The organism is Asaia sp. As-1742 (assembly GCF_011753235.1).
Taxonomy (GTDB): Bacteria; Pseudomonadota; Alphaproteobacteria; order Acetobacterales; family Acetobacteraceae; genus Asaia; species Asaia bogorensis_B.
This window is the reverse complement of the sequence record NZ_VWWA01000001.1, coordinates 167,904-189,310: the sequence shown is the minus strand read 5'-3', so window position 1 is coordinate 189,310 and position 21,407 is coordinate 167,904. Positions and strand designations below refer to the sequence as shown.

At 59.6% G+C, this 21,407-nt stretch carries 14 protein-coding genes; 6 read left to right on the top strand and 8 right to left on the bottom strand.

All coding sequences use genetic code 11. The features are described from left to right. Positions 1 to 10 precede the first annotated feature (10 nt). Complete coding sequence (locus F3J08_RS00720) at positions 11 to 463, bottom strand: GatB/YqeY domain-containing protein (RefSeq protein ID WP_062165027.1); 453 nt, start codon at positions 461 to 463, stop codon at positions 11 to 13. A 165-nt stretch (positions 464 to 628) separates the two neighbouring features. Between F3J08_RS00720 and carA the strand changes: the two genes are divergently transcribed. The 4 genes from carA (at position 629) to F3J08_RS00700 (ending at position 7,397) form a co-directional block, all read left to right on the top strand. Next, on the top strand, positions 629 to 1,981 hold the full coding sequence (gene carA / locus F3J08_RS00715; protein WP_166928057.1) for a glutamine-hydrolyzing carbamoyl-phosphate synthase small subunit: 1,353 nt from the start codon (positions 629 to 631) through the stop codon (positions 1,979 to 1,981). 3 nt (positions 1,982 to 1,984) lie between these two features. Further along, positions 1,985 to 5,239 (top strand): carbamoyl-phosphate synthase large subunit, encoded by a 3,255-nt coding sequence (gene carB / locus F3J08_RS00710; RefSeq protein ID WP_166928056.1) that lies wholly within the window; start codon positions 1,985 to 1,987, stop codon positions 5,237 to 5,239. A 400-nt stretch (positions 5,240 to 5,639) separates the two neighbouring features. Then, entirely contained in the window at positions 5,640 to 6,113 is a 474-nt protein-coding gene (gene greA / locus F3J08_RS00705) for a transcription elongation factor GreA (protein WP_031240013.1), read from the top strand. Between the two features lie 72 nt (positions 6,114 to 6,185). Next, positions 6,186 to 7,397, top strand: coding sequence for a threonine ammonia-lyase (locus F3J08_RS00700; RefSeq protein ID WP_166928055.1), 1,212 nt, complete (start codon positions 6,186 to 6,188; stop codon positions 7,395 to 7,397). Between the two features lie 13 nt (positions 7,398 to 7,410). Here F3J08_RS00700 and F3J08_RS00695 read toward each other — a convergent pair whose 3' ends face one another. The 7 genes from F3J08_RS00695 to aroA form a co-directional block, all read right to left on the bottom strand. Next, positions 7,411 to 8,313, bottom strand: a complete 903-nt coding sequence (locus F3J08_RS00695) for a hypothetical protein (RefSeq protein WP_166928054.1) — start codon at positions 8,311 to 8,313, stop codon at positions 7,411 to 7,413. Between the two features lie 185 nt (positions 8,314 to 8,498). Continuing rightward, positions 8,499 to 9,512, bottom strand: coding sequence for a glycosyltransferase (locus F3J08_RS00690; protein WP_122040058.1), 1,014 nt, complete (start codon positions 9,510 to 9,512; stop codon positions 8,499 to 8,501). Positions 9,513 to 9,564: 52 nt separating this feature from the next. After that, positions 9,565 to 12,531 (bottom strand): glycosyltransferase, encoded by a 2,967-nt coding sequence (locus tag F3J08_RS00685; RefSeq protein WP_166928053.1) that lies wholly within the window; start codon positions 12,529 to 12,531, stop codon positions 9,565 to 9,567. Positions 12,532 to 12,551: 20 nt separating this feature from the next. Then, complete coding sequence (locus F3J08_RS00680; RefSeq protein WP_166928052.1) at positions 12,552 to 15,908, bottom strand: glycosyltransferase; 3,357 nt, start codon at positions 15,906 to 15,908, stop codon at positions 12,552 to 12,554. Between the two features lie 197 nt (positions 15,909 to 16,105). After that, positions 16,106 to 17,800 (bottom strand): 30S ribosomal protein S1, encoded by a 1,695-nt coding sequence (gene rpsA / locus F3J08_RS00675; protein ID WP_023977629.1) that lies wholly within the window; start codon positions 17,798 to 17,800, stop codon positions 16,106 to 16,108. Positions 17,801 to 18,296: 496 nt separating this feature from the next. Continuing rightward, positions 18,297 to 18,929, bottom strand: a complete 633-nt coding sequence (cmk, locus tag F3J08_RS00670) for a (d)CMP kinase (protein WP_166928051.1) — start codon at positions 18,927 to 18,929, stop codon at positions 18,297 to 18,299. After that, positions 18,929 to 20,272, bottom strand: a complete 1,344-nt coding sequence (gene aroA, locus F3J08_RS00665) for a 3-phosphoshikimate 1-carboxyvinyltransferase (RefSeq protein ID WP_240149046.1) — start codon at positions 20,270 to 20,272, stop codon at positions 18,929 to 18,931. Before aroA ends, cmk begins: the two co-directional genes overlap by 1 nt. A gap of 182 nt (positions 20,273 to 20,454) precedes the next feature. Between aroA and F3J08_RS00660 the strand changes: the two genes are divergently transcribed. Beyond that, complete coding sequence (locus F3J08_RS00660) at positions 20,455 to 20,781, top strand: FYDLN acid domain-containing protein (RefSeq protein ID WP_031240006.1); 327 nt, start codon at positions 20,455 to 20,457, stop codon at positions 20,779 to 20,781. A gap of 44 nt (positions 20,782 to 20,825) precedes the next feature. Beyond that, the gene (locus F3J08_RS00655) at positions 20,826 to 21,356 is read left to right on the top strand and encodes a hypothetical protein (protein WP_166928049.1); all 531 of its coding nucleotides are present in this window, start codon (positions 20,826 to 20,828) and stop codon (positions 21,354 to 21,356) included. Positions 21,357 to 21,407: the final 51 nt, after the last annotated feature.

Sequence of the window (21,407 nt, the reverse complement as noted above, 5' to 3'; positions counted from 1 at the left end):
CAGCCTGCCTTCAGGACAGACGGGCTTTGACGACAGGATTGACGCGACCCATATCGAGGGCGCTGCCAAACTTGGCTTTGAGCACACCCATGACCTTGCCCATCTCCTTCATGCTGGTCGCACCAGCCTCGGCAATCGCCGCATCGATTTCGGCATTGAGGGTTGCCTCGTCCATCTCGGGCGGGAGATAGGTCTTGATCGTCTCGATTTCGGCTTCTTCCTTTTCCGCCAGTTCGGGACGGCCGCCTTCGCGATACATCGTGGCGGACTCGGTGCGCGACTTGATCATGCTGCGCAGCATCGGGAGGATGTCCTCGTCACCAACTTCCTTGCCGTTGGCACGCGCCGCGACATCCAGATCCTTGATACGGGCGGTGATGCCACGAATCTGGGCCACGCGATCCATCTCCTTGGCCTTCATGGCGGTCTTGAGATCGGCGGAGATCTGTTCTCTCAGGGACATTGTCTCATTCCTTTTTCGGATCACGCCACATGATTTCGGGAATATTTTTCCCACATATCAGGCAACGCATGTGAGTGGGAAAAAACTTCCCAATCTCGTCTCAAGGGCTTATCTAGCACCAACCACGCGAGCGTCCGAGTGGAAAAGGACGCAAGGGAGACGGGTATGGATATCGAAGAGATCATCGAGAAGGCCGGTGGCGCCGAGGCGCTGGCAAGCCTGACCGGCGTCGGCACCGAAGCCATTCGCAAATGGCGCCAGTCGCGCGCCATCCCCGGCAAGCACTGGGCCGCATTGCTGCGTCTGCCCGGCATTTCCCTTTCGGACCTCGATCCGCAGACGCCTCAGGAGGAAACCCCGACAATGACAGAGACCTGCCCTGACGGCGCGAATGCCGCCCTCGTTCTCGCTGATGGCACCGTTTTGTGGGGCGTCGGCTTTGGCGCCCATACGGATGGCGCAGCCATTGGCGAGCTCTGCTTCAATACCGGCATGACCGGCTATCAGGAAACGCTCACCGACCCGTCCTTCGCCGGGCAGATCGTGACTTTCACCTTTCCCCATATCGGCAATGTCGGCACGAACGCCGAGGATGACGAGGCCCAGCGCGTGGCCGCGCGTGGCGTGGTGGTGAAAGAGGACGTTACCCTGCCCGCCAACTGGCGCTCGACCCAGAAGCTTGCGCAGTGGATGATCGGCCAGAACCTGCCTGGCATTGCCGGCATCGACACGCGTCTGATCACCCGCCGCCTGCGCGATGGCGGCCCGCAGACCGCCGTGCTCGCCTTCCCGAAGAATGGCCAGTTCGACCTCGCCGCCCTGCGTGCCCAGGCCGTTTCATGGCCGGGGCTGGAGGGCATGGATCTGGCAAAGGATGTGACCTGCGCCCAGAGCTATAGCTGGGATCTGGGCGTGTGGCAGAAGCCCGCAGCAGAGCGCAGCACGCGTCGCCGCGTGGTCGCTGTCGATTACGGCGCCAAGCGCAACATCCTGCGCTGCCTCGTGACCGCAGGCTGCGACGTGACCGTGGTGCCTGCCACGGCAACGGCCGAGGAAATCCTGCGCCACGATCCTGAAGGCGTGTTTCTCTCCAACGGCCCCGGCGACCCGGCGGCAACCGGCGTTTATGCGGTGCCCGCCATCAAGGGCGTGCTGGATGCCAACATCCCGGTCTTTGGAATCTGCCTTGGTCACCAGCTTCTGGCGCAGGCACTTGGAGCAAAGACCTTTAAGCTGGAGCGCGGCCATCGCGGCGCGAACCAGCCGGTCAAGGACCTCGCCTCGGGCCGCGTGGAGATCACGAGCCAGAATCACGGCTTTGCTGTGGATGACAAATCCCTGCCCGAGGACGTGATCATCACCCATACCAGCCTGTTCGATGGCTCGAATGAGGGTATCCGCAGCACGAAGCTCGATGCCTTCTCGGTTCAGTATCACCCCGAGGCCAGCCCCGGGCCATCGGATTCATTCTATCTCTTCGAGCGTTTCGTCGCGCTCATGGACAAGAAGGCAGCCTGATCCATGCCGAAACGTACAGATATCTCGTCGATCCTCATTATCGGCGCTGGCCCTATCGTGATCGGTCAGGCCTGTGAATTCGATTACTCCGGCACGCAGGCCTGCAAGGCGCTGAAGGAGGAAGGCTATCGCGTCATCCTCATCAACTCCAACCCGGCCACCATCATGACCGATCCGGGTCTGGCCGATGCCACCTATGTCGAGCCGATCACCCCGGAATTCGTCGAGCGCATCATTCTCAAGGAAAAGCCCGATGCGGTTCTGCCGACAATGGGCGGTCAGACGGCGCTCAACGCCGCCATGGCGCTCGACAAGTCGGGCTTCCTCAAGAAGCATAATGTCGAGTTGATCGGCGCCAATGCCGAAGTCATCGACCGCGCCGAGGACCGTCAGAAATTCCGCGAGGCCATGGACGAAATCGGCGTGGAATCCCCGCGCAGCACCATCGCCCACACGCTCGAAGAAGCCCGTGCGGCGCTGGAATCGGTCGGCCTGCCCGCCATCATCCGCCCTTCCTTCACCATGGGCGGCGCCGGTGGCGGCATTGCCTATAACCGTGAAGAGTTCGACCAGATCGTGGCGGGCGGTCTAGATGCCTCCCCCACCACCGAGGTTCTCATCGAGGAATCCGTGCTGGGCTGGAAGGAATTCGAGATGGAAGTCGTCCGCGACAAGGCGGATAACTGCATCATCGTCTGCTCGATCGAGAATATCGATCCGATGGGCGTGCATACAGGTGACTCCATTACCGTCGCCCCTGCACTCACCCTGACCGACAAGGAATTCCAGAAGCTCCGCGACATCTCGATCGCCTGTCTGCGCAAGATCGGTGTAGAGACCGGCGGGTCGAACGTTCAGTTCGGCATCAACCCCGATGATGGCCGTATCGTCGTCATCGAGATGAACCCGCGCGTCTCGCGCTCTTCGGCACTTGCCTCCAAGGCGACGGGCTTCCCCATCGCCAAGATCGCGGCCAAGCTGGCCGTGGGCTACACGCTGGACGAGCTCGCCAACGACATTACCGGCACGACACCTGCCAGCTTCGAGCCGACCATCGATTATGTCGTGGTGAAGATTCCGCGCTTCACCTTCGAGAAGTTCCCCGGCGCCCCTGCCCTGCTCTCGACGTCAATGAAGTCGGTGGGTGAGGCCATGTCGGTCGGTCGCTCCTTCGCAGAAGCGCTGCAGAAGGGTCTGCGTTCGATGGAGACGGGTCTGACAGGCCTCGATCCCGTCGAGGCCCCGGGAGACGGCTCGCTCGATGCCTATCGCGCCGCCCTCTCCGAGCCGCGCCCCGAGCGTATTCTCATGGCTGCCCAGGCCATGCGCGCCGGGCTGTCTCTTGAAGACATCAACGCAGCCTGCCGCTTCGAGCCATGGTTCCTGCGTCAGCTGCACGATATCATCGTTACCGAAAACGAGATCGCCGCCAACGGCCTGCCCAGGGATGCCCGCAATCTGCGCCGCATCAAGGCGCAGGGCTTCTCCGATCGCCAGCTTGCCCGCCTGACGGGCCAGAGCGTCGAGGATGTGGCCGCGTTCCGTCTCAAGCTTGCCGTGACCCCAGCCTATAAGCGCATCGATACCTGCGCAGGCGAATTCGCTTCTGACACACCCTATCTCTACTCGACCTATGAGGGTGGGTTCGGCGTGCCGGAATGCGAAAGCCGTCCGACCGACCGCAAGAAGATCATCATTCTCGGCGGTGGCCCGAACCGTATCGGTCAGGGTATCGAGTTCGACTATTGCTGTGTGCATGCCGCCTATGCACTGCGCGAGGCCGGGTTCGAGACCATCATGGTCAACTGCAACCCCGAGACGGTCTCGACCGATTACGACACCTCGGACCGTCTCTATTTCGAACCGCTGACCGATGAGGATGTGATCTCTCTCATCCGCACCGAACAGGCTGGCGGCGAGATTCTGGGCTGCATCGTGCAATATGGTGGCCAGACCCCGCTGAAACTGTCCCGAGCGCTGGAAGCCGCTGGCATTCCGCTGCTCGGCACCCCGGCTGATGCCATTGACCGTGCAGAAGACCGCGAGCGTTTCCAGGCACTGCTGCGCAAGCTCGGCCTGCGTCAGCCCGAAAACGGCATTGCCCGCACACCGGGTGAAGCCGAAGCCGTGGCCGAGAAGGTTGGCTACCCGGTCGTGGTTCGTCCGTCCTATGTGCTGGGCGGCCGCGCGATGGAAATCGTCTATGATCCGGCAGGGCTGCAGCGCTATCTGCGCAATACGCTCGTTCTGGCCGGTGCCGAGGTCTCTTCCGGCCCGATCCTGCTCGACCGCTATCTGAATGACGCCATCGAAGCCGATGTGGACTGCATCTGCGACGGTCAGGACGTGTATGTGGCGGGCGTGATGGAGCATATCGAGGAAGCCGGCATCCATTCCGGTGACTCTGCCTGCTCGCTGCCGCCCTATACCCTGTCACCCGCCATCGTGACCGAGCTGAAGGCCCAGACCGAGGCCATGGCGCGTGAGCTGGGCATTGTCGGCCTGATGAACGTGCAATACGCCATCAAGGACCACGAGGTTTTCGTGCTCGAGGTGAACCCGCGCGCCTCGCGCACGGTGCCCTTCGTTGCCAAGGCGACCGGCGTACCGGTGGCCAAGATCGGCGCCTGCGTGATGGCAGGCGCCAAGCTTTCGAGCTTCAAGCTCGATGGCGATGCCATTGCGCCGCATGTGGCGGTGAAGGAAGCTGTCTTCCCGTTCCATCGCTTTGCCGATACCGACACGATCCTCGGGCCGGAAATGCGCTCGACGGGTGAAGTCATCGGGCTCGACAGCAGCTTCGAGCGCGCCTTTGCCAAGTCGCAGCTTGCTGCCGGCGTGGTGCTGCCCCAGTCGGGCGCCGTGCTGCTTTCGGTGCGCGATGGTCACAAGACCCAGGTCCAGGCCCTTGGACGCAAGCTGATCGAAATGGGTTTCAGCATTCTCGCCACACGCGGCACGGCTGCCCGCCTTGAAGAAGCCGGTATTCCCGTCAAGCGCGTGAACAAGGTGCTGGAAGGCCGCCCGAACTGCGTGGACGCCATCCGCTCGGGTGACGTGCAGCTGGTCATCAACACGGCGCAGGGTGCGCAGGCCGTGCGCGACAGCTTTGATATCCGTCGCTCCTCCCTGCTCGGAGGCGTTCCGCATTTCACAACTCTCGCGGGTGCCCGTGCGGCGATCTATGCCATTTCGGCCATCAAGGATGGCGGGCTGGATGTGGCGCCCCTTCAATCCTACTTCAAACGCGCTTTCTGAGACCACGGGGCTTTGTCCCTTTCCCCTGCCCGGCTGTTTCAAGCCGGGTAGGGTGACGAGGCTCTGCCTCGCGCTCTGGAAAGGGACTTGCCCCTTTCATCCCCGCTTTGAGGCCTTCAAGGCGGGATGCGACATCCTCAAGTCGCGGATTTTCAGAGGTCGACCGCCTTTTAGCGCGTTTCAGGGCAGAGCCCTGCTTCCTCCCCGAGATGATCAACTCTGAACAAAACAGGCCCTCATTTCGAGGCTTGCCTTGAATTCGCCCCCCGGAAGACCTAATTTATCTGATCAAATTGCGGGCGGGGATTGTCTCATGCCCATCCATGCCCCGTGCAGGGCTCTGGGACAATGTTGTTCCTGGGCGCTACGCGAGGGCTGAACTCGTTTTGGGGAATGCGCTGTGCAGAAGATTCCGATGACCGGTGAAGGTTTGACCCGTCTAGAAGATGAACTGCGTCGGCTGAAAAGCGAAGATCGTCCGGCCGTCATCCGCGCCATTGCTGAAGCACGCGCTCACGGCGATCTGTCAGAAAATGCCGAATATCATGCAGCACGCGATCGTCAGTCCTTCATCGAGGGGCGCGTTCTCGAACTCGAGGAACTGATCTCGACGGCTGAAGTCATTGACCCCTCGCAGCTCTCGGGGGACACCGTGAAATTCGGTGCTCATATCGAACTGGTCGATGAGGAAACGGACAAGGAGAGCAGCTATCAGATCGTGGGCGTCCACGAGGCTGATATCAAGCTGGGCCGCCTTTCTGTCTCCTCGCCGCTCGCCAAGGCGCTTATCGGCAAGTCGGTCGGTGACAGCGTGACCGTACCGACCCCGGGTGGCGACAAGAGCTACGAGATTCTGGCCGTCACTTTCAAATAAACGGATCAGTATCAGCACGGGCTGGCGTCTGGCGGTTTCGGACGGCCAGCCCCAAAGCAAGAAAAGAAGACCGTGTCCGAAAGCCTCACCCTCACCTTCGCCGATATCCTTGCCGCCCATGAGCGGATTTCCCCCCATATTGTGCGCACGCCCAGCATTCGCTGCGCGGCCCTGTGCAAGATGACGGGAGCCGATATCTGGCTGAAGCTCGAGAATCTGCAGGCTGTCGCCTCGTTCAAGGAACGCGGTGCCGCCAACAAGCTGGCGCTGCTGAGCGACGAGGAAAAGAAACGCGGCGTGATTGCGGTTTCGGCGGGAAATCATTCTCAGGGCGTGGCCCGTCATGCCAGCCTGCTTGGCATTGACGCTACCATCGTCATGCCGCGCCATACGCCCTCGGCCAAGGTCGAGCGCACACGTGGCTGGGGCGCTCATGTCGTGACCGAGGGCGAGGATTTTGCCGAAGCCTCAATGGTGGCTGAGGCAATCCGCAAGGAGAACGGCCTCGTTCTGGTTCACCCGTTTAATGACGTGGCTGTCATGGCGGGTCAGGGCACCTTCGCCATCGAGTTGATCGAGGACAGCCCCGAGCTCGATTATCTGGTCCTGCCGATTGGCGGTGGCGGGTTGATCAGCGGTTCAGCCATCGCTTCGGCAGCGCTAAGCCCCAATACGAAGATCATCGGCGTGCAGGTCGAGAGTCATGCCTCGCTTTCCGCCTTCCCCGAGGCGGCCGTACAGGCACGTGGTGGCTCCACCATTGCCGAAGGTATTGCGGTCATGCAGATCGGCAATACCTGCCTCGAAACCGTCAGCCCGCTTCTCGACCGTGTTCTGGTCGTTACCGAGCTTCAGGTGGAATCGGCCATTGCCCATTTGGCCGAACAGGCCAAGCAGGTCTCCGAGGGTGCTGGCGCGGCAGCTCTGGCTGCAGTGATGGCCTATCCCGAGCTCTTCAAGGGCAAGCGGGTGGCTTTACCCATCACGGGCGGGAACATCGGCACACGCATTTTTGCCAACACGCTACTTCGCGCCCTGCGCCGTGATGGCCGCCTGCTGTCGCTTACCCTTCAGATCCCTGATCGTCCCGGTGTGCTGGCTGATATCTCCACGCGCATCGGCAATGCTGGCGGCAATATCATCGAGGTCTCGCATCAACGCCTCTTTGCCGCTCCTTCTGTGCAGACGGCGGAGCTGGAGATCATGATCGAAGCCCGCGATGGGGCTCATGCTGACCAGATCGAGGCCGATCTGCGCAGCCATTATCATCTGACGCGCGGCTGAACCTGCTGCCCGATCAGTGCGAGCGGGCCTCAGGCGAGAAATGACTGGCCATCCAGTTCAGGCCATCTGACTGGTCGTAGTCATCCGGGAGGGCATAAAGCGTTGCCAGAACGGCCCTGTCATAGGGAAGCATCTCCCCTGTTGGTCCCTCGAGGATCTCGGTCTGCGTGTATCTGAGCAAACTCCGGTCGTCGTAACCGTCGCGGAGATGCGGCGCCGCAAAGGCAACGAGCGAGAGCAGATCACCCAGCATGCCCCAGGATTCATTTCTGAGGCGGTTGATATCGATGATGATCAGAACAATCGTCAGGTCCCGCCGGGTTGTCACATTCCCCAGAGCGCTATCCACTACCGGCGCAGCATATCGAGGCGGAAAGCTCGATGGCAGGATGATCGGCGGCATATCGCTCTTGTTGCGCATGGACGACGATGCCAGCCACCTGACGGCGCGTGGTTTGAGAAACTGTCTGACCTCATCTCGGGTCGCTTCGACCTTACTCTCCTGATATTCCTGTGCATTATCCAGACCTACGAACAGATCGGGGTTCAGTTTGTGTATTCCGTCAGCCAGAGCATCGGACTGATCGGTAAAGAAGACGAAAAGCTGCTTTGCGCTGCAATCGCGCGACAGAGACAGCCCCAGACTACTCCCCGTATTCTTGAGGTGAGAGAACAGCATTTTGTCGAACTGCTCCTGCACGCCATGAATATCGACGCAGACCTGCTGATGCCATCGTGGCAGCGTGCCGAACTGACGTTCCCCCAGTTCGAAATTCAGATGATCCTCAAGAGCGTCTTGGGTCATGCCATGCACGGTCAGATGCTCCTGACAAAAAGCAGGATTTCCGACCGACAGCCCCGTCAACCCGACAACAGCCAGGAAAGCAAAGCGACGTAACAGGCTAGCAGTATGCATGAATTCTCCCGGAAAACGGACGTGACAAACTGTATCATCCGTTTTGAGGAGGAAAAGACGCTGGCATACTGAAATGCGATCACATGTCGATTATTTCAACAGAGCGCGCGGGCATCTCTCATCGTGCCATCCGACCTGCTTCAATACGAAGAGGCCGGATCGATCACCGGCTATTGCGCAGGATTTCAGTCCTGCATGAAGCCCTCACGCTTCAGGACCGCAATGGCCGCGCGGATACGATGGCCATAAGTATGCTCCTCCATCGTGCGCGCCTGAGCACGGCGCGCCATCTCGATGCAAAGCGGCGTGTCGTTGATATAGCGGGCCACCAGACGATCGAAGTCGATCTTGTTCGAGAAGGTCGGAATCTCATCGGCCGTGAAGTAGCGGCGCAGCTCATAGGTATCCTCATGGAATACCTGAAAAGCACCTGCAGCAGCGGCCTCGAAGGTACGCGGACCGGGCGTCGAGGGTGAGATCATGAAGCGCTTGTTTTCGAAATGGAGCGAGCGGCCCAGATTGAGAACAAGCTTGGAGCGACGATACAACTCGATAAGCTGTGCCTTCTCGATGCGCGCATCCGAGAAACCGATACCGAACTCACCCCAGCCCGGACCGATGATCTTGATGTTCAGGTTGCGGAGCGTGGGCATCAGGTTGCGCACGATATCCTTGCGGCTCGTGAAGGCCACACCGCAGAAAAGGACATCGATCGACTTCTCGACATCAGCTTCAATCGGCGCGTAATGCAGCTTGCGGCTGGCCGCGAGCGGAAGATGATAGATCTGCTCGCGCTGATAGAAGTTATGACCCCAGCGGTCACACGAAAAGATGACATCGAAATCATCCGTGATGCGATAATTGGCGTCCTGCTCGTAGGGGTCTTCTGTTGCCCAGAAAACAGTCGTTGCCCCGATCTTCTTGGCTTCGCGACAGACCTCCCCGAAATAGGTGCTCTCGGGAAGATAGGAGCCGATGGCAAAAACGATGGTTGGCTGGATACGCTCGACCGCAGCCGCGGCACCGCTGATATGCACGGCAACAACATTTTCATCGCCGAAGCACTCGGCCCAACCATCCATGATTGATTCACGGATCTGCGCATTGGCCTGTGACTCATAGCGTCCGCCACTGCAAACGAGCACGCGCTGCGTTTTGCCAGCAGCCTTGGATCCTGTGTTTTTTTTCTCTGCTGACATGGTCTTTACGTCCATTCCTCATTCTGGCTCCGGGGAAACCCGTCACCGATTGTCAGACGTGGCTGCCTGCGGGCGCCACACTTGCTTCAATAATCGCCCGGAGTGCGTGACTGAATCGCGCAGGGCTACAGTCGCGCTCAATGGCCCGCAGAGCCCCGGTGCGGATCATTTTCCACTTCTCGGCATTGTCGTAGAGTTCCGACAGGGCAAAGGCGAAGGCGATCGGATCCTCGCTCGGCGCACTCACCAGCTCTACGCCGTCCGCCCAATCCATCTGACGAGCGAGAAGCCGCGTTGCGACCACTGGCAGGCCATAAGACGCCGCCTCATGCACCTTGTAGGGCAGGCCACCAGCATAGCGCGTGGGTGCCACAAATAGACGATGCGAAGCATAAAGCGGGCGGAGATCGTCAACCGGACCAAGCCAGTTTATCCGCTTGGACGAACGCAAGGCAGAGACATCCAGGGCAGGGTTGAAGTACCCGGCAACACTCACCTTCACGTCTGGGGGAAGGTACTCATCGAGCTCGGGCAACACGTCGTTGATCAGCCAGAAGAGACTGTCGAAATTGGGAGCGTCTTCATCATGAAGGGCGCCTACGAAGAGAATATCGCGACGCTCTTCAAAGCCGCGAGGATCCGGCCTGGCCGCCAGGGCATGGCCCAGAATGGAGACGTTTTCATACCCGGCTTCACGAACAAGGGCCGCATCATGGGCGGAAACCACGACGATCTTCTGGCAGTAATGGGCTGTCTCAAGCTCGCGTGATACCATTTCGCCCAACGACAGGAGTTTTTCCTTCGGTGGGTGAAAGCGCGCTTTTTCGATCGCTCTTGGTGCGGCAATAACCTCCGTATCAAGCACGACACTATCGACCGGCAAATGACGGCTTTGCTCTGTAAGGACCGGTAGCAAGCGCGTAAGATTATGTGTGCGCCCTATCCAGATAAGATCATAATACCCGGCCCGTTCCTCAATAAATGCGTTGAGGTCACTCAGGTCACTCTGCGCCATGAGTTCGACGTCATCCGGAAAATCGGTCGCCAGATCGAGATGACTTGCCGGGCGCGGAAGTACCGGAAACACAGTGACCTGCAGACCCAGGCGGCTCATGGCCCAGACCAGATCATTCGAGCGCACGTATCCCGACCCCAGCGAGCGCAGGGGAATACGATCCTCGATGAACAGGACGCGGCGCCGGCCCCCACGATGGGAACGGGCCAGAACGGCATTGCGCACATGGGCAGGAAGCTGCTGCCTCAGATATTCCTGATGCTGCTTGCCAAAAATACGATAATTGATCTGGATCTGCGCATGCGAACCCGCATTGCCGGCACTGCCGAATTCGAGATGCTCGACCACCACACTGGGATCGTACACGATGCGCTTGCCAGAGCGCACGATACGCAGACAGAAATCCGTATCTTCAAAATAGGCAGGACGGTAGATCGTATCATAGCCATTGAGCGCATGGGCAGTCGCGCTGCGGACCATAAGAAAAGCCGCCGAGCAGTAATCGACATCGCGAACGAAATTCGCCTCCGGGATGGAGGGATTATCCTGACGCCGATAGCCATAGGTCGCACCATCACGCCAGATGATTGAACCCGCTTCCTGAAGCCACATGTTGCTTCGGATAAGTTTGGCGCCAACGGCCGCAATCTCATCCGATGAGTTCAGCCGCGACAACGCATTGCGGATAGCATGCGGATAGAGACGAAGATCATTATTGAGATAAAGCACAACCGGCGCACGCACTTCGGCCAATGCCGCGTTGCACCCGTCGAGATAGCCAATGTTGTAGCGATAGCGCATCACCCGCACACCGCGCACGACCTGCTCGATACGGGTCGTCTCGTCGCTTGATGCAGAATCAACGATGATGACCTGTAACGCCCCTGCATAATTTGCACGCAACGAAGCAAGAGCCTGCATGGTCAGCGCGTATTTGTTGTGCAGCACCATGATGACTGAAAGCTGCGGCTCACCCTCGTGGGTGAAATCAGGAGCATGCCGGGTGAGAACACGCTGCTGTAAAGCCGCGGTTGCCTCGAAAAGCCGGCGTGTCTGTTCCTCGGACGGTGGGGCAACGTCGCCTTGCTCACCATATTTGAGGCGCTGTGCGACCCAGCAAGCGAAAACGCTATCGTAAAGGCCGGCGTCAAGCAGGGCACGGATATCGGGTTTGGTTCCGAAAACCTGAAGGTTGATCCCCTCAGCAGGCCGACGTCCTTCTCGCGCACCAAACCTTACAAAATGCTCGTATCCATTCCGGAATGCCCCATTATCGATGCTGGGCATCACATCTGCATGGACACGCAGGTAATATTGCTCATCGAAAAAAGCTTGCGGATTGAACTGCCGCGGCGTCTGGTTTGTCAGATAGTGGTGAAGAGCGGATAGATACCGCCCCGCAGCAATCTCACGATCAACTTCCGGATAGCGCTCGCGATACCAGACCGGGTCAAAATACCATGAGACCCGGTGCTGATCTGCCATCCCCGGCTTGTTGAGGGTCAGGGCAGAAAAAAGTGCCCTGCCGTCGCCCTGCTCTGCAAATGTTTCCGGGCAGAGCCGCGCAACGGTTTCCGGATCGAGGAACCAATGGCCTGAAAGCCCGTCAGCATCGCCTGTTTCAAGAAAATGGTCATAACCATTGACGTAAAACCCACTGGCAAGCGCCGGCTCGATCTGCCTGCCATTGCGGGCACGATAGTAGGTTTCGGAAAACAACCAGTGCGGTGCGTAGGATGTGTAACCCGTTGCGCAGTAGTGATCGAACCCCGAAGCCAGTCCACCACGGCAGATTTCCGCATAGATCTCGGGATAAGTCTGACGATACCAGCTCTCGTCGAAATAGCGATTGGGGGAAAATCCGAAGGACTTCCCTATCGTCTCGTAATGCTCCGTAGCATCACGCAATCCGTTAGCAGTGATTTCGTCGACCGCCTCCGGATGAAGACCGAGATACCAGTCTTCATCAACCAGACGCCATTTCGCGATGCGCGCATGCTCCATGAGAAGGCTTCCCCCTGATGTCAGACAGCAGGCTCGGACGCATAGCGTGCCTCAATGCAATCATTGACCTGGGCAACTGTCGCCTCACTCACCTCGCTGTGTTCGACAGAGGCAATAATGCCCTCGGTGACCGTCACGATGACATCCAGAGGTTTGATACCCACCAGTTCACCAATCGTGTTGACCAGACATAGACGATAACGTCCTGCCATTTCCGCCGCATAGCCTGACGCTATGGAGAGCCACCCTTCAAAGCCGACACAAAGCGGTGCATCGACGAAAATCGTTTTGACATCGTGACGGACAAATCGATTGAGCGCAAAGAAGAAGACATCTCCGTTGGCTTCGCTCACCAGAGCAACCGACATGGTGCCAGCGCGCTCGATCTGGCGCAGGAAACCCCACCCACGGATGAAGAGATTGCCGTCATCGGTGAGCAACGGAGCCGGATCGCCAATCAGGCCGCTCAGTGAATCGATATAATGCTGGAAATCATTCGTGCTGCGATGCGGGGCATTTTCCCGGTGCAGTCGGCTCAGCTTGATCCCGCGCAAATGGCCATCGGCATGCGAGACACGGGCGAAATCAGCCATGATCTGGCCATTCGACGGGCGCTCGACCTGAATTTCGTTGATCTTGCCATCCTTGACCGCAATCTCGACCGAGGTGACCATGAAGGCACCGGAGCCATTGACGATGTTGACCAGCGCCACCCGGAAACGTCCCTCACACCACTTCCCGCGCAGGGCAGCCTGGCCAGCAAAGCCCGAGCGACGCGGCGCATTAGGATAGATCGACAAGACGTCGCCGCGGGCCTCGCGAATGCAAGGCAGGAAGATCATCGGCGTATCGTCATCACCGATCAGAACAGCATACATCGAGCCTGCAGAACTGACGCCCGGCAGAACGTGCCAGCCACGGATATGGAACTCGTAAGACCCCGCGAAGTCCTCCGGTTCGTTATCTGCGAGAACGAAATGGCAGACGTCGTCAATGTAGTATTCAGCACCCTGGATTGCGTACCAATCCGTTACCGGCTCAGGCAGTTCAACCGACAGATCGCGGATGGTCGGTGGATCGAAGATGTGACGCGGGGGCGCCTGATGACGCCAGGACGCATGCGGCAACAAATGAACCTGACCGGCATCGATCTGCATCTCTGCGGTACCGAGCTCGCGGACCGGAGCCGCCTCGCGATAGACATCGCGCATATCGTTTGCGTAGGTCTCGGCCTGCGTCCAGAGCGCGGGCGAGATATTACTCATGATACCACGGCGAATACCCTCTGACGAACGGAGGAGTTCGAGACGCTCGAGAACCATGTTGGCGCGACCGATCGGAACCTTGAACCCGTTCACACCATCCTTCACGCGGTCACCGAGGGCACCAACATCAGTCACGATGGGAATGAGACCATTCTGCCATGCCTCTGAAAGCGAGATGCAGTATGTCTCAGGCCAGATCGAAAGGTTGAGAGCAACATCAGCCACCTGCAGGGCTGCGATATCGCCGGCCGTGTAACGACCGTATACCTTCACGTTAGGCCGTGGCTTGCCATTGATCACCGCGTCATATTCCGGGTGAATATAACCGAAGATATGGAACTCGAAATGATCGGGATGGGCGATCTCGATCAGATTGAGGATGGTATCCGCGCCCTTGGTACGCAGGAAATTGCCGACAATCGCGACCTTGAGCGGACGTTCCCCAAGAGGTTCATAGGCCTTTGGAACGATGGGGATCGTGTTCTCGGGAGAAGGTATACCGAGGATCAGACTGCTCTTCTGGTTCAGGATCGGGTAGATCTCATGAGTCAGATTGCGCGAGTGCTCGGTTCCGAACAGGATGAGATCGACTGAGTGAAGCATCTTGGCGATGAAGGCCCGACGGGTCTGTTCGCCACCATATTCAATGTTCTCGGCCACCTTCAGAATGATGTCGCTTGCCACGACCGACTTCACCTCATCCTCGACGTAACGAAGATCCTGGTTCAGCAGGTTATAGCGTGACGAAATCAGCCAGAAATCATGCGCCGAGAACACCACGCCTGCGCCACAGGCCTTGGCGATGATCGGCAGAGACAGGGCGTGATGACCGAGATGCTGGAAATGCACGATGTCAAAATTGTACTGACTGATGGCGTTCGAAAATGCCATTTCTTCCGGGCCGTCGCACATGGCGTCCATCCAGCCCACTTCTGGCACGTCGTAACGCTCGACTTCCTGCCCGTTCGCCGTGGTCAGACGGCAATGCGTGCCGCGACGCAGCCAGTAGAAAAACTCGATCTCACGACCCAGCATCGAGCATAGAGTTTGCTGATAGACCTCAACGCCACCCCAGGCTGCCTCATGGATGGTAGAGTGCGTGCACATCAGAACGCGCAGACGGCGGCGGCGCGGCGCAAGTTCAGTACCGGGCTTTGCGCGACCGAAATTCGCTCGGGTCACCTCGGCCATATAGCGCAGGCGGTGCTCATACAAATGGCCCTCCTCCACCGACTTCTGGCCGGCAAGAGCCACGTTTCGTCGAAGGTCGCGATCGCTCAGCAGCGCTGCAACAGCGCTCACGACACCATCGACATCGCGAGCAAGGAACGTGCCCTCGATCTCCGCAAAATACTTGGTGTCCATGCTCTCAGGCGCTTCAACCACCTGCGCGGCACCAGCAAGGGCAAGCTCGTAGAAACGCGGCCCCGGCGCTGTTGCCTGGCTTATGTCACCGTGACTCGCATAATCGCGGAACATGGTGAGCGTCACCGCACTGGCATTGGCGAAGTCGATGAATGCCTCATGACTGACCGGTCGCTGGATCGCCAGTTCGGCGAGATCGGCAGGAAGTGGCGGCAGATATTCGTTGCCAGGACAGATCAGCTTGAGGCGGGCCTTCGGGAAGGCCGCAATGATACGGCGCAGCGTCTCGACGCGGTTAGGCCACATCGTGCCCGCGAAAAAGATGTCGTAATCGAGAGACTCGGCGTCCTTGACATCGCGCTGGTGGATGGTGCGGCTGGCGCCGAGCGGCAGGTAGAAGCCCTTGCCACGATAGTGTTCAGCGCAGGACGGATCGTTGGTGAAGACGTAGTCGAAGAGATGGGAGTTCTCGACATTGAAGTCCCGCATGAACGGATCTTCAAAGGTCCAGAGAATCATCGTCTTGAACGCGGGGCGGATGCGCCGCATGAGCTGCGTATTGATACGCTGTCCGTCGATGCAGATGAGTGTGTCATGTTCACCGGATGCGGCAGCGGCAGCCAGGGACATGTTGTCGGCAAGAATGATCTGGTCATGGCCGAACAGCGCACGGGCTGCACGTTCGACAGCAAGTGTCAGGTACGAATTCGGGTTATGGGTGTAGTTTGTATTGTAAATAACAGCCATGAAGACCCCACCTGCACATCTCACCAACAAACGGGGCAATCCCCATCCGTCCATTGATCTGCCTTTAGCCTAATCATCGATCTGGCAAAAGTGTTCGTCTACGAATTAATGATTAAGTTGAATGTCAGTTTAACAAGAAAAAATAAAAGGGCTGCCGAAGCAGCCCTTTCATAGTGTTTCTGCGATTTAACGCCAGATTACACTTCGGTATTACGACGACGGATCGCCGCACCGAGGATGTCACCAAGCGATGCACCGCTGTCGGACGAACCGTATTCGTTGATGGCTGCCTTGTCTTCCTCGACCTCACGGCCGCGGATGGTCAGGGCCAGCTTGCGCGAAGCGCGATCGACGGACACAACCTTCGCATCGACCTTCTCGCCAACCGCGAAGCGCTCGGGGCGCTGCTCGGCCTTGTCACGAGCCAGTTCGGCGCGACGGATGAAGCCGGTCAGGACGTCGTCCACCTTCACTTCGATGCCGTTGGTCTGAACCGACGTCACGAGGCAGGTCACGATGTCGCCCTTGTGGACGCGCGACAGGGTATCGGCTGCAGGGTCTTCCTGAAGCTGCTTGATACCGAGCGAGATGCGCTCCTTCTCGGGATCCACATCGAGCACCTTGGCCTGAACGACCTGACCCTTCTCGAACTTCGCCATGGCTGCTTCGCCGGCTTCGTCCCAGGAGAGATCGGACATGTGCACCATGCCGTCGATATCGGCAGAGAGACCCACGAACAGACCGAATTCGGTGATGTTGCGGATCTCGCCTTCGATGGTCGAACCGACCTTGTGCTCTTCGGCGAACTGCTCCCACGGGTTGCGCTGAACCTGCTTCAGGCCGAGCGAGATACGACGCTTGGCGCTGTCCACGTCGAGAACCATGACGTCGACTTCCTGCGAGGTCGCGACAAGCTTGCCCGGATGGACGTTCTTCTTCGTCCAGGACATTTCGGAAACGTGTACCAGACCTTCAACGCCGGGCTCGAGCTCAACGAATGCACCGTAGTCGGTGATGTTCGTGACGCGACCGGAGTAGCGGGCACCCGGCGGATACTTGATCGCCACGTTCTCCCACGGATCAGCCTCAAGCTGCTTCATGCCCAGCGAGATACGCTGCGTGTCGGAGTTGAAGCGGATGACCTGAACGCGAACCGGCATGCCGATCTGCAGGGCTTCGGACGGGTGGTTGATACGCTTCCAGGCGATGTCGGTGACATGCAGGAGGCCATCGACGCCGCCGAGGTCAACGAACGCACCGTAATCGGTGATGTTCTTGACGACGCCATCGAGGATCATGCCTTCCTTCAGGCCCTGGATCAGCTCGGAGCGCTGCTCTGCACGGGTCTCTTCAAGAACGGCACGACGCGAGACAACGATGTTGCCACGAGCGCGATCCATCTTGAGGATCTGGAAAGGCTGGGGCTGGCCCATGAGCGGAGCAACATCGCGCACGGGGCGGATATCGACCTGGCTGCCCGGAAGGAACGCCATGGCGCCGCCGAGATCAACCGTGAAGCCGCCCTTGACGCGACCATAGATCGTGCCGTTGACGCGCTGGTTGTTCGCGAATGCACGCTCGAGCGAGGTCCATGCCTCTTCACGACGGGCCTTCTCGCGCGACAGCACGATGGAGCCGTCACGGTCTTCGTAGCGCTCGACATAAAGCTCGATCACGTCGCCCGGACGCACGTCAGGCGCGGTGCCCGGCGGTCCGAATTCCTTGAGCGAGACGCGACCTTCGCTCTTGAGGCCGACATCGACAATCGCATACTCGTCCGTCAGACGGATAACGCGACCGGTGACAACCGAGCCGTCAAAGCCCGTGTCCTGGCCGAGGGTCTCGTCGAGAAGAGCAGCAAAGTCTTCGACGGTGTTGGTGGCTGAAGCCATGTGTTTTCGTAATCCTGGGCCGATCGTGAAGACCGGGCCAATGTCTGCGCCCGACATCTTGGCCGGACGGCTTGCTCGATGATCCTGGGCCACCCATGAGCCTTCAGGGAAAGATCGCCCGCAAGGCGCGGGAGAACGGATAGCGCAGGTGGCATTACGCTGCTCGTGGTCAGACACCCGCAGCGGGGTGCTTGTCAACAAAAACCTGTATTTCCGGGCCGAAATCGGGTGCGGGCTCTCGACTCCGACTCAGATCGCAAGTGCCGCCAATCATGCCGTTCAGTCATGCGTCGCGTATAAAGTCGAACACCTGTAGGCGCAGGGGTGCTTCCGCGCTGCAGGACGCCCCGGCGATGGTATGAGTGCGGTGACGGTGCCGGAAAGCATCCCGTTTGCAGAAGGTGCCTGATGCGCCTCCAGCTGTCATTCATCTGCCGGGAACTGGGTCGAAGGATAAAGCCCCCTACCCGCCCCGGCCAGATTTCAGGCTTCCGACTCAGGCCGGAAAACGAGACCTTACGATTGACAAGGCGTGGGCCAGAACAGCCCCGGCATCCATGTCATCTGTTTCAATCAGAACGGCATCATCAGCCTGACGGAGCGGAGAGACCGGGCGCTCCGCATCCTTCTGGTCGCGTGCGCTGATCTCTGCCGTCAGGGCAGAAAGCGCGTTTTCATCACGGGCGCCTGTCCCATGAAGTTGCTGGTAGCGACGCAGGGCGCGGACCCCGGCGCTGGCGGTGACAAAAAACTTGAGGTCGGCATCGGGGAAAACCACCGTGCCAATATCGCGCCCATCAATCACCGCACCGCTGGCTGTCGCAAACTCGCGCTGACGCCGAAGCAGGGCGGAGCGTACAGGGGGCTGCGTGGCTACCGAACTTGCGCCGCGATCGATTTCCGGCACACGCAGGTCACCACGCAGCAGATCCTCGGGCTGGAGCGCCTGCGCCGTCTGCTCGCCGCTATCGGCAGCGGGATCCAGACCCTTGAGGATCATCTGACGGGCGACAGCGCGATAGAGGAGCCCCGTATCCAGATGAGGCAGCCCCAGCGCCGCAGCGAGCGATTTGGCCAACGTCCCCTTGCCCGCTGCAGCCGGGCCATCAACAGCAATGATAAGGCGCATCAGAGCGCAGCCCCCAGAGCCGTCATGAGCGACACGAAGCCGGGGAAACTCGTATTGATGAAGCCGGTGTCATCCACCATCACGGGCTTCTCCGCAGCCAGGCCGAACACGATGGCACTCATGGCCAGACGATGGTCCATGCGCGTCTCTACCAGCCCGCCGCCCAGTCCTTCGGCGCCGCCGCGCCCCTCAATGATCATGTCATCACCCTCGACACGAACAGTCGCGCCATTGGCCTTGAGCAGCGCCACAGTGGCGGAAAGGCGGTCGCTCTCCTTCACGCGCAGTTCTTCAAGACCGCGCAGGCGCGATGTGCCGGTGGCAAACGCACAGGCCACAGCCAGCACGGGATATTCATCGATCATGGAGGGCGCGCGATTGGCCGGCACGTCCACACCGTGAAGGGCAGAGGCACGCACCACGAGATCACCGACGGGCTCACCACCCTCGATGCGCTCATTCTCGATCTCGAGCGATGCGCCCATTTCACGCAATGTGGTGAACAGACCGGTGCGCAAGGGGTTCAGCCCGATACCGGGCAGTCGAACTTCCGAGCCGGGAACAAGGCAGGCCGCCACGATGGGGAACGCCGCAGATGACGGATCAGCCGGCACGACAACATCGCGGGCAGCAAGACGTGCAGGTCCCTGCAGGGTGATGATACGACCACCTGTCGGGGTCAGCCCTACCTCAACCTCGACGCCGAAATGGCGCAGCATGTTCTCGGTGTGATCGCGCGTCGCTACGGGCTCCTCCACCTTGGTCCTGCCCGTCGCATTGAGCCCGGCCAGCAAAATGGCAGATTTCACCTGCGCCGAGGCAACCGGCAGGCGATAGGCAATCGGTGCGGCCTCACCTGTGCCGATGATGGCCATCGGAAGCTTTTCGCCATGTCTGGTGGCAAAACAGGCCCCGTTAGCCGAGAGCGGCTGCGTAACGCGGCGCATGGGACGACTGCGCAGGCTGGCATCGCCCGTCATGAAGCTGGTGATGGCGTGGCTGGACAGGATACCTGACAAGAGGCGGGCGGCCGTGCCGGAATTGCCCATATCCAACACATCGTCGGGTTCGTTCAGCGCACCGACCCCCTTGCCCTCGATAACCCAGCGATCCGTCTCTCGGGTGATTGTCGCACCAAGGGCGCGCATGGCATCGGCCGTGCGCAGCACATCCTCACCTTCAAGCAGGCCGGTTACAACAGTACGCCCACTGGCAAGAGACGCCAGCATCAGGGCGCGATGGCTGATCGACTTGTCGCCGGGGACACGAATCGAACCCCGAAGCGGGCCAGGATTGCGCGCTACGGAAAGAGGAATGACGGGGGCGGAGGGATGATGTTCCATGATAGCGTTCATTCCGATGCGAGCCCCCTCCCTGTCAATTGCCGAGACCGGATTCACGTCAGGTTTCGACATCAAAATCCCCGCTGGCATTTGACATTGCGGGCACAAGCTGGCATGGCCCCGTGCTTCGCGGCACAAGCCGTTTCCCTTTTCAACCGGTTCAGGATCGACAGGTAGTCATCATGGCAAAACCAGAACTCGGTCTGAAACGCGTCTGCGTCTCCTGCGGCACACGTTTCTACGACCTGAATCGCGCTCCCGCGATTTGTCCCAAATGCGGCGCAGAACAGCCCAGCGATCTGCCCCAGCCCAAGCGCGGTGGCGACATCCCCGCGGATCAGACCAAGAATGATCCCAAGAGCGACGAGGATGACATCGATGTCGATCTCGACGCCGATGAAGATGGCGATGACGATGTGATGGAAGACGCATCGGATCTCGATGATGACGATGATGATCTTGGCTCCGAGATCGAAGTCACCACCGACAACGACGATAACGAAAATTGATTTCCTTGGGAAAAGCCGGTCTGACCGGCTTTTTTCTTTTGTGCATGGCTCCTTCCTTCTCCCACGCCGAGACGGCCGATCAACTGGGCCGCGCCCTTCAGGCCGAGCCGAGCGCTACAAAAGTGCTGCAAGCCTATTGCTCGCGTCTCGCGCCTGGCGTGGCGATCACGGCCATTCCGCTACCCGCTGACAGTCTGCCGCCGCCTGCGCCCTTCAGGACACATTTTTCGCTGGGTGCGGATGAGCATATCCGGCTGCGCCATGTCAGCCTGCGCTGCGGAACCCACGTGCTTTCTGATGCCTGGAACTGGTATGTGCCTGAGCGTCTTGAACCCGCCATGAACAAGCTGCTCGACACCACCACCCTGCCTTTTGGCCATGTGGTGGCCGCGTTGCGTTTTCACCGGGTGGGGCTGGAAAGCGAGCGCGACCACCTTCCGTCAGATGTCCTGCTGCGCAACACCGCCATGCTCACGCGCGGGACTGACGGTCTGCCCTTCTCCCTGGTGGTCGAAAATTACCTCGCCTCCGGGTTTGCAGGGCTCACATCAGCATCGCATCAAACCCAACCCTGATGGAGGCCCGGTAACCGGGCCTCCATCATCGGGGCTGGGTCCTGTCCTCCG